Raw genomic sequence first — 14,402 nt, forward strand, 5'->3', positions numbered from 1 at the left:
CGTGAGGGGTGGGGTGGGGCCTGGGGTTTTGCTGGTCCTGTGCGCAAATGCACGTGCGTTTGTGTGGGGGGTGGGGCGGGGTGGGGCCTGGGACGGGGTTTGACGGCTGATTCGATATGCATCAATATAGACGGATGTCGAAACAGGAACTGCCTCTGGTGGACGGGTGTGGTTCGTCGCTGGTCCGGGAACCGTTGCCTGCGGACCGGGCGGCCGAGATGGCGCGCATGTTCAAAGCTCTCGGCGACCCCGTACGCCTACGGATGCTGAGCCTTGTCGCCGGTCACGACGGCGGGTCGGCGTGCGTCTGCGACATCTCACCGGCCTTCGACCTGTCGCAGCCGACGATCTCGCATCACCTCAAGGTGCTGCGCGAGGCCGGGCTTCTCGATTGCGAACGCCGCGGAACCTGGGTGCACTACTGGATCGTTCCGGCTGCACTGCAACAACTTTCGACGCTTCTGTCCGACGAGCTGGCGCCGGTGGCGGTGTGAGCTCGCCTACCGTCGTCGGGAAGCTGTCCACCCTCGATCGATTCCTGCCCGTCTGGATCGGCGTCGCCATGGTCGCCGGGTTGCTGCTGGGCAGATCGATACCGGGCCTGGACGAGGGGCTGTCGGCGATCTCGGTCGACGGGGTCTCGTTGCCGATCGCGATCGGCCTGCTGGTCATGATGTATCCGGTGCTCGCGAAGGTGCGCTACGACCGACTCGACACCGTCACCGGAGACAAGAAACTCCTCGTCGGCTCGCTGGTGCTCAACTGGATGCTCGGGCCTGCGTTGATGTTCGCGCTGGCCTGGATCTTCCTGCCCGAGCTCCCCGAATACCGCACCGGCCTGATCATCGTCGGCCTCGCGCGGTGCATCGCGATGGTCATCATCTGGAACGACCTCGCCTGCGGTGACCGCGAAGCCGCGGCGGTACTGGTGGCGATCAATTCGGTGTTCCAGGTCGTCATGTTCGCGGTGCTCGGATGGTTCTACCTCTCGGTGCTGCCCGGCTGGCTCGGACTGGAGCAGACCACCATCGAGGCGTCGCCCTGGCAGATCGCGAAATCGGTACTGATATTCCTCGGACTCCCGCTCGTCGCTGGATTTCTGTCGAGATTCATCGGGGAACGGGCCAAGGGACGCGGATGGTACGAGTCCACCTTCCTTCCCCGGATCGGCCCGTGGGCGCTGTACGGCCTGCTGTTCACCATCGTGATTCTCTTTGCGCTTCAGGGTGATCGGATCACGTCACAGCCGCTCGACGTCGTTCGCATCGCAATCCCGTTGCTGGTGTATTTCGCAGTGATGTGGGGCGGTGGGTACCTGCTCGGCGTCGCCCTCGGCTTGGGATACGAGCGCACCACGACGTTGGCATTCACGGCCGCAGGCAACAACTTCGAACTCGCCATCGCAGTTGCCATCGCCACCTACGGTGCGACGTCGGGGCAGGCGCTCGCCGGTGTGGTCGGCCCGCTGATCGAAGTCCCCGTTCTCGTAGGACTGGTGTATGTCTCACTCGCACTGCGCACAAGATTCTCGGAGGTTATATCGTGAGCAAGCCCAGTGTGCTGTTCGTATGCGTCAAGAACGGCGGTAAGTCGCAGATGGCCGCCGGGTTGATGCGTGCCGTCGTCGGGGATGCCGTCGAAGTACATTCCGCCGGAACGAAACCCGGCGGTTCGGTGAATGCGCAATCCGCCCAGGCGTTGCTCGAGGTGGGTGTAGACCTGACCGGGGAGCAGCCGAAGCCGATCGATCCGAACCTGTTGGCGCGCATGGATTATGTCGTCACGCTAGGCAGCGAGGCGACAGTCGAGCAGGTCGACGGGCCGATATTCGAGAACTGGGACACCGACGAGCCGTCGTCGCGCGGTATCGAGGGCATCGAACGGATGCGGCTCGTGCGCGACGACATCGCTCGGCGTGTTCGGCGGCTAGCCGATGTGCTGACCGACTAGACGGCACCGAATCGTCTCAGCAACAGGCTTTCTCGTCGGCCGATGCGGCGTCGGGGCGGCAGCATGTCGCGTCTGCCTGCTGCAGTGTCGGGCTGGAGCCGAAGGTGTCGGAGTCGGCGAGAACGGTGTAGACCTCCCATTTTTCGCCGGACGGTCCACTGACCCAGACCTTGTCCTGAGTGGCGAAGCAACAGGTGGTGCCGATCTCCTCGTCGGTGAACAGTCCTTCGCCGGACAGCCGTGCGATCTCCTCGTGGACCTTCGCCGAGGATTCGACCTCGACGCCCAGGTGGTTGACAGTTCCTCCCTGGCCTGGGTTCTCGATCAGGACGAGTTTGAGGGGTGGCTCGGTGATCGCGAAGTTCGCGTAGCCGGGCTTCACCTTCGCGGGTGTGGTGCCGAAGAGCTTGGAGTAGAACGTGATTGCCTGATCGATGTTGTCCACATTGAGGGCAAGTTGGGCGCGTGACATGGGAGACCTCCACCTGTGTGACTTATGTCGAATTGCTTACATGGCCCACTGTGCCACTAATTCGATATAAGTCAAGAAGGTGTATCATCGGCGACGTGCCCAAAACGCTCCCGCTGATCGACGCCACCGCACCTGTCTGCTGCGCGCCCGTCTCGGCAGCGCCGATGTCCGACGACGCAGCCCTCGAAGTCGCCGTGCGTCTCAAGGCTCTCGCCGATCCGGCGCGCATCAAGCTCATCTCGGTGCTGCTGACCGACGCCGCGGGGGAGATCTGCACGTGCGATCTCGCCACTGCCGTCGGGCTCGCCGAGTCGACGGTCAGTCACCACCTGGGGCAACTCAAGAAGGCAGGCATGGTCGTCTCGGTCAGGCGGGGTATGAACGTCTACTACACCGCCCGCGCCGACGCCCTGGATGCCCTGCGCGTCGTGCTCGATCCGAACTGCTGTCGCTGAGGCAATCAGAGCGATGTCGGTGGAACGCGAAATGTGCGGCCGTCTCCACCGGCCGACACTCCTACTGTATGCCCAAAAGTGCAGCGGCCATTAAGGTTCGGCTCTCCATCCTGCCGGGCGACGGGCCGGACACCGTCAGGATTGTCGTAGCGCGTGAGCCAAATCGATTGTTGCCGTTTCAGGTTCAGTCTTCAGTTCCAACCACAGATAGTCCGTGAGCGCGAGGAACTGGAGAATGGACTCTGCGCGTCGACCGGTCGAGGCGAGAGCCAGCATCAGCTGCCGCCTCAAACGCTCGTCTGCCGGACGCTGTTCGACCGCTCGTTTGAGTTCAGGAAGTGCTGGTCTCGCTCGATCGAGTTCGAGCATCATGTCGAACCGCTGGTACACGATCTCGCTGCGCCGACGCTCATGCCGGGCAACGAGTGTGCTGAGGACCGGTCCTTGGGCGACATCGGAGAGCATCGCCCCAGGCCACAGGCTCAGCGCACAGTCGAGCTTGTCGAGTGCACGGATTCCGTCGCCTATTGTGTGCGACTGCTCGACCGTCGCATCGAACACGTCGAGATCGAGTTCGCCTGCATCGACCGCGAGGCGGTACCCACCGGGATCGAGTATCACCCGTTGCCGGTTGTCCGTCGAATCGACCAGAGCTCGGCGAAGATTCATGATGTAGGTCTGCACGGTGGTCGCAGCGCTCGAGGGCGGATGCTCCGACCACAGTTCGCGAAAACATGTCGAGGGCGACACCGGCGTGTTGGCATTGAGTAACAGCAATGCCAGCAGTTGGCGTTGTTTGGGTGCCGCGATCGCATGGCCGATCTGAAAGTTGCCGAGTACTCGAAACTTCACCTTGCGGTCCCATTGCGTCCGGACCTCGCGTCTCACGCGGTCCGGACCGACCGTGCGCCGGTGCGCGGGGGACTGGACGCGAGGATGTCTCGCTGTAGTCGTTGAGCCTTGGCAGTCGGATCGAGCCCCAGTTCGCTGTTGAGTCGACGTCGAAGCGATGAGTATGCTTCCAGCGCCTGCACCGGTCTTCCTTGATCACGAAGTGCGGTCATGAGTTGAAGATGAAAGGTCTCGTTCAGTGGGTGCTGGTGTGTGGCCAACCGGAGCGCGCTCATCACTTTTCGACTCTCGCCGATCGCGATAGAGGCGTCGAAGTAGAGCTCGTGCAGACCCACCTGTTCCTCTTCCACTCCACTGAGGAAAGCCCGCAACTCGGGACCGCATCTCACGTCGGCAAGAGTCTGACCGTGCCAGAACGCGAGCGCAGCTGCAGCGTGCCGTGATGCCGAGCGCAGGTCGCCGCGATCCTCCGCTCTGGTCGCGCGTTCTGCGGTCGCACGCATCGACGTGAGGTCGAGTTCGCCCTCGGACGTGTGGAAGATGTACCCGCGTTCGGTGGTCACGAGCCGAACTCGCCCGTCCGGTGTCTCCGCGAGGTCGCTGTGGCCAAGCAGCCTTCGGATCTGCATGACATAGGTGTGCAGCGTCGATTGAGCGCTTGCCGGCGGACGATCGACCCACAGTTCGTCGATGCACCGGTCCACGGTGACGACGAGATCGGCGTGCGCGAGAAAGAGAGAAAGCAACTGTCGTTGTTTCGGTGCTCTGGGCGCACAGTTGGTCTGCCCGAAATCGGAGACCTGCAGTGGACCGAGGATGTGAAAATTCACGATCGTTCCTTCCTGTTCGCGAGCGCCGGTGATGCTCTCGAAGGGGATCGTGATAGACCCCGCTTACCGATCGCTTAACGCACGCATACATCCCACGGTGTTGTGCGAAGGATCACGCTTCCGCCGTCATGGACGATTCCTCGCCGGCTCGAATGACCGCTCGCGCCCACGCCGAGAGGCCCGTCCGATCCGCGAATCGCAGAGCATCATCGAACAACTCGGCGCGGGAACCGTGCACGGCCTGCGGACTTTGCAGCCGAGCGAGTTCGATCAGCGCCTCGCATTCGGCCTGCGGGTGACCGATCGACCGGGCGAGTTCGGCGGTGTCCTCGAAGTGTTGTCGAGCGGCGTGGTTCCGATGCTGGGCCGCGAAAATACGCGCCTGTGCATTGCCGAGATTGACCTCTATCGCCGCGAACCGGCGTGTGCGGGCTATGGCAAGTGCTTCGGTGCAGGCGCGTTGTGCCTGCGGGTACCAGCCACGCTGGAGGAACAGCAGGGTCGTCCCGTGAAGTGCGAGTGCGAGCGAGAAGTCGGCCGACTTCTCGCGCCCTGCACTCTCGGCGGCAGCGAGGTGCATCTCGGCTTCGTCGAGTCGCCGAAGGGACACGCACGAGATACCCAACCTGGCTCTGGCGGCAGGTATCGAGTCCACGATGTTGTGCTCGATGTAGATCCCCAGCGCTTCGGTGTAGTGGTGATGAGCACGTGCAGGCGCACCGTCCGCCTGTAGTGCCATCGCCAGGTCGGAGTGAAAGGCCGCCTCCATGAATCCATTTCGCTTCAGCACACTGAGTTGCAGTCCTCGTCGAAGGAATGCGATGGATACCGGCAGAATCTTGTGTGGTCCTTGAAGTTGGTTCCGGGCAAGCGAATGCAGGTGAAACATGTCGTAGTCGGTAATGCAAAGATCGTCGAGAATTCTCCTGGAGTCGCCGAGTTGGTGTGCCGCTCCGTCGACGTCGTGCAAGCCTTGCAGTGCCAGCGCAAGACTGACCTTCATGAGTGCTATCGCCTTTCCATCACCCAGTTTCTCGGCAGCAAGCAATCCAGATTGGGCGACGGCGAGCCATTCGGGGTAGTCGCGCTCGGATATGAAGTACCCCACCATCGCGTCGGCGATAGCGATCACCTGCGTATATCGCCCACGTCGGTTTCCTTCTTCTGCCGCGGTGCGGAGGTTCGCCGCCTCGCGGCGTATCCAGTTCAGTGGGACCACGGGGTCGCAGGTCCAATCGGATTCCACCCGGTCGTCCGGGAACGGTGAAATCGGTGCCGTGGCTCGTCTGGCGGTGTGCACATACCACCCGTACAGACCATCGAGGTTCGTATTCGAGTCCGACGGATCGAGATCCGTCCGGCTGACCTCGCGGGAGTAGTTGCCGATGAGGTCGTGGAACTCGAATTCCCCATCGGCCTGGTGTTCGAGCAGACTGGCATCGGCCAGGTTAGCCAGAAGCTGTGACGCTACGTCGATACTGACGCCTGCGAGACGGGAGCTGTTGGCCGCGTTGAAACGCAATGTCGGAATCTGACCGAGACTCGCGAAGAATCGACGCGGCAGCGCAGCGAGGTGTCGATACGAGACGTCGAATGCAACACGAACAGCAGTCTGCGGGGTGCTGCCGAGTTGGAGTGCCGAGAGCGCATCATGCCCGCGTAGGCGGGCGGTGTAGTCCTCCAGACCGACCCACGTTCGACTCGACAGATACCCTCCGGCAATTCTCAAGGCCAGCGGAAGTCTGCCGCACAACTCGGCGATCTCGCGGAGAGCTTCGAAATTGTGGTCGGATCGTTCGCCCTCCAGTAGGGCGGTAAGAAGGTCGACGGCCTCACTCGTCGGCAGGACGCCGACGTGAATTGTTCTGGACGCGTGAGTGATCCGCAACTCTGGCCGTGACTCACGGCTGACCGTGATCACAGCGCATGTCGACGACCCAGGAATCAGCGGTATCGCCTGACCGTCTTCGACGATGTCGTCGAGAACGATCAGTACGCGGCGTTGCGCGAGCCGGGTCCTCAGCAGCTTCGAGAGATAGTCCGGGGCGCCACGAATCTCTGCCGGTTCGAGTCCGCTGGCCTGCAGTAGCTCGGAGAGTGTCTCGTGCAGTGGCCTCGGACTACCGTCGGGTGAAGCCAGCGACAGATACCACTGACCATCGGAATACACTTCCCCCAGTCGATGAGCAGCACGCACAGCGAGTGCCGTCTTCCCCACTCCCGGAGCGCCGACAAGTGTCACAACGGGCACGCCCGCTCGGCGCTCGCTCGGCATCAGATAGTCGAGGATGGCGTCGACCTCGTGAGTGCGGCCGACCAGATTGTCGATATCGGTCGGCAGTTGGTGTTGGGCCTGCCAGCTGGAGCCTGTAGGTATGTCCGGCGCCGATGGTCGTGCGCGTGGGAAACTCCGTTCTGCCACTATCCGCTGATACAGGTCGCTGATCTCCTCTCCCGGAACTACTCCCATTTCACGTTCGAGTTCTGCTTCGTATGCGAGGTAGGCCTCGATCGCGGATGGAAGCTCCCCGACACGGTGAAGGGTGTCGACGAGCGCGTGCCGTATCCGCTCGTTGATCGGAAATTCGAGCACCAGTTCGTGGAGTCGTGGAAGCAGATCGGTATGTAAACCCATCTGCAGCTCGACCTCGACCAGACGCTCGACCGCTCGAACCTTCGCGAACGTCAGGTAAGGCACCACGTCACGGCGCAACGAGCGCGACTGCACCGACTCGAACGGTTCTCCGTCCCACTCCTGCAGGGCGGAGTTCAATAGCCTTCGCTCCCTGTGTGGATCTTGGCCGCGAAACCTCCGGGAGTCCGATACCAACGTCGTGAACCGATTGAAATCGAGTGACTCGGGAGGAATACGCAATCGATAGCCGTCGTGGATGCGGTCGATGGGCACGGTCGAATCCGATGTGTGTTCGAATTCGCCCAACGCAGCTCGCAGGCGAGTGACATGCACTTGTAGCGCATTTCGGTAGCGGGCTGGTGGAGCATCATCCCAGAGTCGCCGGGCGAGTTCGTCGACCGAGACGGCGTTGTTCGACTTCAGCAACAGCGATGCAAGCAGGGTTCTCTGTTTGGGTGCGGACAGGTCCAACGCGCCCTCGCGTAACCGTGCGGTCAAGGGACCGAGAATGGTGAAACGTACATCGGACGTCATCATGCCTCCGCATTGGCGAACCCGGGGATCGCCTCGACCAGCTCTCGCGTGTGCGGCGACCGCACCGACTCGAATATCGCGGCTGTGGCGTCGTTGTCGACGATCGAACCATCGTGCATCACAGCGAGTCTCGTGCAGAATGCGCGTGCGATCGATAGATCGTGAGTTATGAACAGATACGCAACACCGGTGTCGTTGCGGAGATCTACCAGCAGATCCAGGATGGTGCTGCGTGAACCGGCATCCAATGCCGACAGTATTTCGTCACAGACGATCAGGGCAGGGGAGGTCACCAATGCCCTGGCCACTGCCACCCTCTGGCGTTGTCCACCACTGAGTTGGTGCGGGCGCACGCCGGACACTGCTTCGGCGTCGAGCCCGACTCGGTTCAGTACCGAGTCCACCAGGTCGGGAATCAGTGTTGACGGTGTCTTGTTCAACCGGAGCGGCTCGGCGACCGATCGCGCGATAGTCCACCGAGGGTCGAGTGTCGCGTCTGGATTCTGTGGAATGTACGCCACGTGTCCTACGGACAAAGTTCCTCGCGAGGGCTCGAGGGTTCCGGAGATGATCTTGCCGAGAGTCGATTTACCCGAGCCGGATTCACCGATCAGACCTACCGTTTCTCCTGCTTCGATATCCAGAGAGCACTCGCGCAGGGCCCACTGTGTGTCCGACGCGTCGAGACTGCGGTCGTATGACTTGCTCACCTCGTGTGCGCTGCACACCACCGCACGTGGTCCACTGGACCAGTCTGGTTCGACACTGCGCTGCGTGACAGCATAACTACTGGCGCGCAGCAACTCTCGGGTGAAAGGATGCGTCGCACCGTCGAGTACCGCCGCAGTGGCACCCGACTCGGCCACGTGGCCACCGAGCAGCACCGTCACCTGCTCGGCTCGGTCGGCCGCTATTGCCAGGTCGTGCGTGACCAAGAGAAGGCCGAGGCCGTGGTCGGACGCCAGCTGGTCGAGCGTGTCGAGAATGCGCTTCTGCACGGTGGTGTCGAGGGCACTGGTCGGCTCATCTGCCAGTATGAGCGATGGTTGCCCGGCCAGCGCGACGGCGATGAGAACCCGTTGTTTCAGCCCGCCGGAAAGTTCGTGAGGGTAGCTCGACAGTCGAGACGCAGCGCGGGGAAGCTGTGCTGCCCCCAGCAACTCGATGGTGCGCCGGCGCAGAGCGGTGCGATCGAGCTTGTGGTGGCTGCGCAGCGCGTGCCGAATCGTTGCTCCCACCGTCATTGTGGGATTGAGTGATTGAGCGGGATCCTGCGGAACGAACCCCACCGTTCTTCCGCGAAGCAGTCGATAGTCTCGCGGGGACAAGCTGGCCGTGTCGACCCCGTCGATGGCCACCGACCCTGATTCGAGGACAAGCCCCCGTGGAAGTACTCCGTCGATGGCCCTGAGGATGGTGGACTTCCCTGATCCCGATTGTCCGACCAGTGCATGGACTGATCCTCGGGCGACGGCGAACGACACCGACTGAACCAGGGGAATCTTTTCTCGTGCGGTGACCACGGTCAGTTTGCGGACGTCGAGCAGGTCAGGGCCGTCGATGGTCATGCGGCACGTCCTTGTCTGTGGCGGAGGGTGCGGCCGATGACGAACAGGGCCAGGACGCAGGCGACGATGGTGGCGCTGGGGAGGGATACGAGCCACCATGCATTCGACAAGTGGGCTCGACCCTCCGCTACGAGCGACCCCCACTCCGGCGTCGGGGGTTGCGCCCCGAACCCGAGGTAACTCAGTGCCGATACAGCGAGAACGGCACCGGCGAACTCGGGCAACAGCAGTGTGGCGACCGGCGTGGTCGAGTTGGGAATCACGTGCGAGGTGAGGACGCGCCAGTGTCCCGCACCCATGTCTCGTGAATGCTGCACGTACGGAGCAAGCCCCACTCTCCGTATCTCCGATCGGGTGATTCGAGCGAGACTGGCTGCGCTGGCGATGCCGACCGCGACTGCGATGTCGACGGTGCCCTGTCCGAGGACGCTGATCGCGATGAACGCGATCAGCAGACCGGGGACTGCGAGAAAGATGTCCACGAGGCGCATCGAGACGGAGTCGACCACGCCGCCGAAGTACCCGGCAATACCGCCGACCACCGTCGCGAGGCTTGCACCGACGACCACTGCCACTGCTGCGGCAGCAACCGATACGCGGGTGCCGTGCACCACTCGACTGAACAGATCGCGCCCGAGCGAGTCGGTTCCGAACAGGTGATCACGACTCGGGGGTAGGAGCTTGTCCACGATCTCTCCACGAATCGGATCGTACGAGGTGAAGAAACCCGGTGCGACGATCCAGCATGCGAGTGCGCCGACGACGACGATGCTCAGTAGCAACGTCGGGCGAATCGCGATCGGGTGTACCGACCGCGCGGATGATCGGGCTGCTGTCACGTTGGTACTTTCACGCGTCGTCGATTCTTCAGACGCGGGTCGAGGGCACTGTTGACGATGTCGGTCAGCATCCCGGTGATGGAAAAAACAATGGCGGCAAGCACGGTCACTCCGAGGATGACCGGAAGATCTCGATTGGTGACGGCGTCGGCGAGCAGGCGGCCCAGCCCGCTACGGCCATAGATGGTTTCGACGATGACGGTCCCGCCGAACAGTCCCGCCATCAGGATCCCGATTTGAGCAATGCTTGCGGGCAACGCATTTGGGAGAGCATGGAAGATCTGTATGCGTGTCTCCCTTTCACCGGCAGTTCGCGCTGCCAGTGCGTAGTCGGAGTCGAGCGCAGTTTCGAGCCCCCTGATGAGCAACTGCGCGAACGCTGCGGCAATGGGGATCGCCAATGTGATGCTCGGCAGCACCACCGTTGCGGCTCCGGTGGATCCGAAGGCAGGAAGCAGTCGCAGCTGAAACGAGAAGATCTGCAGCAATGTGAGTGCAACGATGAAACTTGCAATGGAGAGCCCGAGCGTCGGCAACGAGGCCACGGTGCTGCGGACCAACCCTTCGGGTAACCGGGTGACCAAGAGGGCGAAGACGAATCCCACCGATAACCCACCGATCAACGCAATCGATGCCAGTGTCGCAGTGTTCGACACTGCGTCGAATACCAGGCTCGTGACAGGGTCACCGGTACGGACGGAGTTCCCGAAATCGCCCTGAAGATATCGAACGAGATGGTCCAGATATTGCACGATCGGGCTTCGGTCGAGTCCGAGTTCGGATCGAAGCCGATCCAACTCCGCGGGGTCGACGTCGGTGGCTGTGCCCGTCGCGACATACATGATGGCGACGGCATCGCTGGGGAGTAGAAACAGCGTGACGAAGGTGAGCGTGAACGCCCCCCACACGACAAGAACGACGTGTGCGAGGCGTGCGGCCGGTTGCCACGTCACGACTGGGCTTTCCACAGGTCGTAGACGAACCCCTGTCGCGAGTGGAAGCCGTCGAGCCCGTCGGCACCTGCATAGACGTTAGGGGCCTCGTAGTCGGGAAAGAACAGTCCTTTCTCGATAAGGAGTTGCTGCGCGTGCGCCGCCGCCGCCTGCCGTGTATCGGTGTCCGTTGTCGATTTGATCGAGTCGAGGATCGGCACGAGTTCGGGAGCAAGCTCGCTGATATTGGACGAACCGACGGAATCCGTTGCGAAGATCGAACGCAGAACGTCGGGATCATTGGTTCCGGCCTGGCGTAGGAACAGGTCGAAACGCCCGGATTTGAGAATCTCCGAGATCTGCGCCGGGTCGACGGACCGAAGAACGAGTTCGACGCCGATATCGGACAACTGCTGCTTCAGCAGTTCCAAGTTTCTGATGTTGCCGTACACCACGTCGAGTGAGAGTCGAGTTCCGTCCTTGACGCGGACTCCGTCTTCACCGAGGAGCCAACCGGCGTCCTCCAGTTCTGCTGCAGCGGTGTCGGGTTCGTGTGCGAGCAGCGACGACTGATCCGCGTAACCCAAGGTGGTCGACGACAGGGCCGACGTTGCAGGCAGGTAGTTCGGGGTGAGTGCGGCGATGACCTCGTCACGATCGATGCCGCTCTGTATGGCCGTGCGAACGGTCTCGTCCTGGAGGATCGGGCTCCTGGGATTGAGAACGAGTCCGTTGACGAGTCCGGGCTGCGACGCCGAGTCGAGCCAGAATCCGTCCTCGGGGACCTGTACCTCGGTGTCGGCTTCGACTTCGGTGATCAGGTCGACCTGCCCCGAGACCAATGCACCGAGTCGAGTTGCCGCCTCGGGCAGGTAGTTCCAGGTCACGGTGTCCAGATACGCGGCTCCTGTGTGCGCGGCGTCACCAGGTGCCCAATCGTAGTCGGGCCGCTTGTGCAGGACGACGGATTCGTTCGGGGTGGTCGATTCGATGATGTAGGGGCCGGTGCCGGAGATCTCTCCTGCGCGACGACTGTCGAGCGGTCGGGTCAGCGATTCGGCCGAGATGATCCCCAACGCGGGCGAGGCCGCTGCGGCGAGGAATCCCGCCCTCGGTGCGTCGAAGTCGACGCGGACGGTCAGATCGTCGATCACCTCGGTGCCGACGTATCCGGTCAGCGGACCTCGGGACGCGGGAGCCGCAGGACCGAGTGCTTGAATGCTGTCGAAGTTCTCGGCGACGACCGATGCATCGAGGGCCGATCCGTCGCTGAACGTGATTCCGGGTCTGAGTGTGAATGTGAAGGACCGGGCGTCCTCCGATGCAGACCAGGACGAGGCGAGGCCTTCGGTGAGTGTTCCGTTCTGTTTGTCCTGCCGGACCAGCGTTTCCACCACACCCAGGTCCAGTGCGTAGGATACGACGAGCTGCGGATCCAATGTAGTTGGTACGTAACTTATTCCAATGGACGCGGAACCGCCGGGAGCCGGCTCTGCCGATTCGGCGGCGCCGTTTCCCGGATCGCCGTCGGACGTGCAACCGGTGAGTAGTGCGAATGCGGTGACCAGCGCTATGCCGGACAGTGCCGGGATTCGCACCGTCGAACTCTTCGATTTCATGAGAAGCCTTCGCGTCGTGAGGATCAGGACTGCTCACTGTTGTCGACGAGTCAGCCAGAGATATTGGAACAGTAGATGACAAGAAATATCACTTCAAGAGTTCGAATACCGCTGATCTTATCTACGAGACCGCCGTAATCCAGTTGCGTGAACCGGATTACGCAGGAACAGACGAACTTTGAGAAACGTTCGATGTCGTCTCGAATATCTCGGCGAGTGAGCGATAGGAGTTTAGCTTCGCCACCGGGTCGTGGATCGATGAAAGTACGATCAATTCATCAGGATTCAACTCGTCCTGTATCGACGCTATAGTCTCTCGCACCTGAGCTGGTGTTCCGACGATGCATCGGGGCCATTCGGCATCTTCGAATTCGAGCGGGTCGGGCAACGTGCGTAGTCCCACGACGGCGTCATCCGGGGCAGGGAGCGGGCGTAGGTCACCGACACGCATGCGTGCCCGGAACAATCGCTGGCTCGAAAAGATGTACCGTGCTTCCTCTTCCGTCGGTGCGCAGAACACCGATACACCGATCTGTACGCGCGGAGGTCGGCCGTCGAGAGATCTGAAACTGGAGCGATACTCGGCCAGTGCGCTGCGCGTCAGCTGAGGTTGGCCGAAGTGCGCGAACGTGTACGGCAGACCGAATCGACCCGCGAGTCGAGCGCTGTCGAGGCTTGCACCGAGCAGCCAGACCTCGGGTGGCAGAGTGCCGTGCGGCTGCAGCGCGATGCGTGAGTACGGATGACCGTTCGGAAAACGTGCCAACGAAAGGAAGGCGAGTAGCTCGCTCAACAGAGTCGCGAACTCGCCGTCGGCCTCGGCGTTGGAAGCTCCTGCGCGAAGTGCTTGTGCGGCAGTCGCGTCCGATCCTCCCCCGCCCCGGCCGATTCCCAGGTCGATTCTCCCTGGATCGAGCGAGGACAGCACTCTGAACGTCTCGGCCACCTTCATCGGGCGGTAGTTGGGGAGTAGTACTCCTCCCGAGCCGACTCGAATGGTCGAGGTGACAGCGGTGATGTGGGAGATCAGAATCTCCGGCGCGGGACTGGCGAACGAGCCGGTCGCATGATGCTCGGCAAGCCAGAAGCGATGAAAGCCAAAGGATTCGGCAGCCCGTGCCAGTTCGACGGTATTGCGTATCGCCTGATCCGGGGGCGTTCCGCTGGGTACGACGGACTGATCGAGTATGGAAAGCTTCATCGGGGTGTGCACCTTCCGGTGTCAGGTCACGAGGGCAGCTATTTCTGTTGTCAGGCAGGTGAATTGGGTAGCTCGAACCGCAGGCGTGCAACCACCGCCGCTGTCCGGGTGTCGAACGACGCGGTGTCCAGCGCGTCCTTCAATGCCTCACGACAGGTCTTGGCGGCCTGTTCTGCCAGTGCACTGCCGTCGGCAGTGAGCTGGCAGTAGACGCCACGTTTGTCGAAATCGCAGGTCACCTTCTGGGTCAGCCCGCGGCTCTCCAGGCGTTTGACGGTGCGAGACATCGAGGACTGGTCGACGCCGGTGGCGTCCGCAAGGTCCTGGATTCGCAAGCCCTTCGGGTTGCCCGTGGTGAGCTCGGACAGAACGAACACCTCGTGCATCGTGAGCTCGTGATGCCGCGCGATCACGCGATTGACTTCCTGCGTTATGCGGCCCGACAGGACCGTCAGCGCGCGCCACTGATCCAGCTCTGTCGTGTCCTGCGGCGACCGGGTGGTCGGCATGAAGGT

Annotated in this window: 14 protein-coding genes; 4 read left to right on the top strand and 10 right to left on the bottom strand. The window is 62.1% G+C overall.

Annotated features, from left to right (window positions below):
- Positions 1-134: 134 nt before the first annotated feature.
- From RY1_RS10645 to RY1_RS10655, 3 genes are read left to right on the top strand one after another with little or no spacing between them, the layout of a single operon-like run.
- The gene (locus RY1_RS10645; RefSeq protein WP_072803529.1) at positions 135-494 is read left to right on the top strand and encodes an ArsR/SmtB family transcription factor; all 360 of its coding nucleotides are present in this window, start codon (positions 135-137) and stop codon (positions 492-494) included.
- Positions 491-1,546 carry an ACR3 family arsenite efflux transporter gene (arsB, locus tag RY1_RS10650; protein WP_072803530.1) on the top strand — a complete coding sequence of 352 codons (1,056 nt, stop codon included), beginning with the start codon at positions 491-493 and terminating at the stop codon, positions 1,544-1,546. Before RY1_RS10645 ends, arsB begins: the two co-directional genes overlap by 4 nt.
- The gene (locus RY1_RS10655) at positions 1,543-1,950 is read left to right on the top strand and encodes an arsenate-mycothiol transferase ArsC (protein ID WP_072803531.1); all 408 of its coding nucleotides are present in this window, start codon (positions 1,543-1,545) and stop codon (positions 1,948-1,950) included. Before arsB ends, RY1_RS10655 begins: the two co-directional genes overlap by 4 nt.
- Before the next feature lie 16 nt (positions 1,951-1,966).
- Here RY1_RS10655 and RY1_RS10660 read toward each other — a convergent pair whose 3' ends face one another.
- A complete protein-coding gene (locus RY1_RS10660; RefSeq protein ID WP_072803532.1) occupies positions 1,967-2,422 on the bottom strand; it encodes an ArsI/CadI family heavy metal resistance metalloenzyme in 456 nt (151 codons plus the stop codon).
- A gap of 95 nt (positions 2,423-2,517) precedes the next feature.
- Between RY1_RS10660 and RY1_RS10665 the strand changes: the two genes are divergently transcribed.
- Positions 2,518-2,877, top strand: a complete 360-nt coding sequence (locus RY1_RS10665) for an Rv2640c family ArsR-like transcriptional regulator (protein ID WP_072803533.1) — start codon at positions 2,518-2,520, stop codon at positions 2,875-2,877.
- A gap of 135 nt (positions 2,878-3,012) precedes the next feature.
- On the opposite strand, the gene RY1_RS10670 is transcribed toward RY1_RS10665, so the two are convergent.
- The 9 genes from RY1_RS10670 to RY1_RS10710 all read right to left on the bottom strand — a co-directional run bounded on the left by RY1_RS10670 (position 3,013) and on the right by RY1_RS10710 (position 14,396).
- Positions 3,013-3,729, bottom strand: a complete 717-nt coding sequence (locus RY1_RS10670; RefSeq protein WP_139279804.1) for an AfsR/SARP family transcriptional regulator — start codon at positions 3,727-3,729, stop codon at positions 3,013-3,015.
- Between the two features lie 32 nt (positions 3,730-3,761).
- Positions 3,762-4,559 carry an AfsR/SARP family transcriptional regulator gene (locus RY1_RS10675; protein ID WP_072803535.1) on the bottom strand — a complete coding sequence of 266 codons (798 nt, stop codon included), beginning with the start codon at positions 4,557-4,559 and terminating at the stop codon, positions 3,762-3,764.
- A gap of 112 nt (positions 4,560-4,671) precedes the next feature.
- A complete protein-coding gene (locus RY1_RS10680; RefSeq protein WP_084727328.1) occupies positions 4,672-7,731 on the bottom strand; it encodes an AfsR/SARP family transcriptional regulator in 3,060 nt (1,019 codons plus the stop codon).
- Positions 7,728-9,296, bottom strand: a complete 1,569-nt coding sequence (locus RY1_RS10685; protein WP_072803537.1) for an ABC transporter ATP-binding protein — start codon at positions 9,294-9,296, stop codon at positions 7,728-7,730. Before RY1_RS10685 ends, RY1_RS10680 begins: the two co-directional genes overlap by 4 nt.
- On the bottom strand, positions 9,293-10,135 hold the full coding sequence (locus RY1_RS10690; protein ID WP_072803538.1) for an ABC transporter permease: 843 nt from the start codon (positions 10,133-10,135) through the stop codon (positions 9,293-9,295). The genes RY1_RS10685 and RY1_RS10690 overlap by 4 nt, the downstream gene beginning before the upstream one ends.
- On the bottom strand, positions 10,132-11,088 hold the full coding sequence (locus RY1_RS10695; RefSeq protein WP_072803539.1) for an ABC transporter permease: 957 nt from the start codon (positions 11,086-11,088) through the stop codon (positions 10,132-10,134). Before RY1_RS10695 ends, RY1_RS10690 begins: the two co-directional genes overlap by 4 nt.
- Positions 11,085-12,686 (bottom strand): ABC transporter substrate-binding protein, encoded by a 1,602-nt coding sequence (locus tag RY1_RS10700; protein WP_084727330.1) that lies wholly within the window; start codon positions 12,684-12,686, stop codon positions 11,085-11,087. Before RY1_RS10700 ends, RY1_RS10695 begins: the two co-directional genes overlap by 4 nt.
- A 157-nt stretch (positions 12,687-12,843) precedes the next feature.
- Positions 12,844-13,887, bottom strand: coding sequence for an LLM class flavin-dependent oxidoreductase (locus RY1_RS10705; RefSeq protein WP_072803541.1), 1,044 nt, complete (start codon positions 13,885-13,887; stop codon positions 12,844-12,846).
- Positions 13,888-13,937: 50 nt separating this feature from the next.
- Entirely contained in the window at positions 13,938-14,396 is a 459-nt protein-coding gene (locus RY1_RS10710; RefSeq protein WP_084727352.1) for a MarR family winged helix-turn-helix transcriptional regulator, read from the bottom strand.
- Between the last annotated feature and the right edge of the window lie 6 nt (positions 14,397-14,402).

It is taken from the genome of Rhodococcus yunnanensis NBRC 103083, from assembly GCF_001895005.1.
Taxonomy (GTDB): domain Bacteria; phylum Actinomycetota; class Actinomycetes; order Mycobacteriales; family Mycobacteriaceae; genus Rhodococcoides; species Rhodococcoides yunnanense.

What these genes read in the sequence shown, in the direction of transcription:
- RY1_RS10700 (WP_084727330.1), bottom strand. Translation starts at nt 12,686, where the DNA reads ATGAAATCGAAGAGTTCGACGGTGCGAATCCCGGCACTGTCCGGCATA.
- RY1_RS10645 (WP_072803529.1), top strand. Translation starts at nt 135, where the DNA reads ATGTCGAAACAGGAACTGCCTCTGGTGGACGGGTGTGGTTCGTCGCTG.
- RY1_RS10685 (WP_072803537.1), bottom strand. Translation starts at nt 9,296, where the DNA reads ATGACCATCGACGGCCCTGACCTGCTCGACGTCCGCAAACTGACCGTG.
- RY1_RS10705 (WP_072803541.1), bottom strand. Translation starts at nt 13,887, where the DNA reads ATGAAGCTTTCCATACTCGATCAGTCCGTCGTACCCAGCGGAACGCCC.
- RY1_RS10660 (WP_072803532.1), bottom strand. Translation starts at nt 2,422, where the DNA reads ATGTCACGCGCCCAACTTGCCCTCAATGTGGACAACATCGATCAGGCA.
- RY1_RS10680 (WP_084727328.1), bottom strand. Translation starts at nt 7,731, where the DNA reads ATGATGACGTCCGATGTACGTTTCACCATTCTCGGTCCCTTGACCGCA.
- RY1_RS10710 (WP_084727352.1), bottom strand. Translation starts at nt 14,396, where the DNA reads ATGCCGACCACCCGGTCGCCGCAGGACACGACAGAGCTGGATCAGTGG.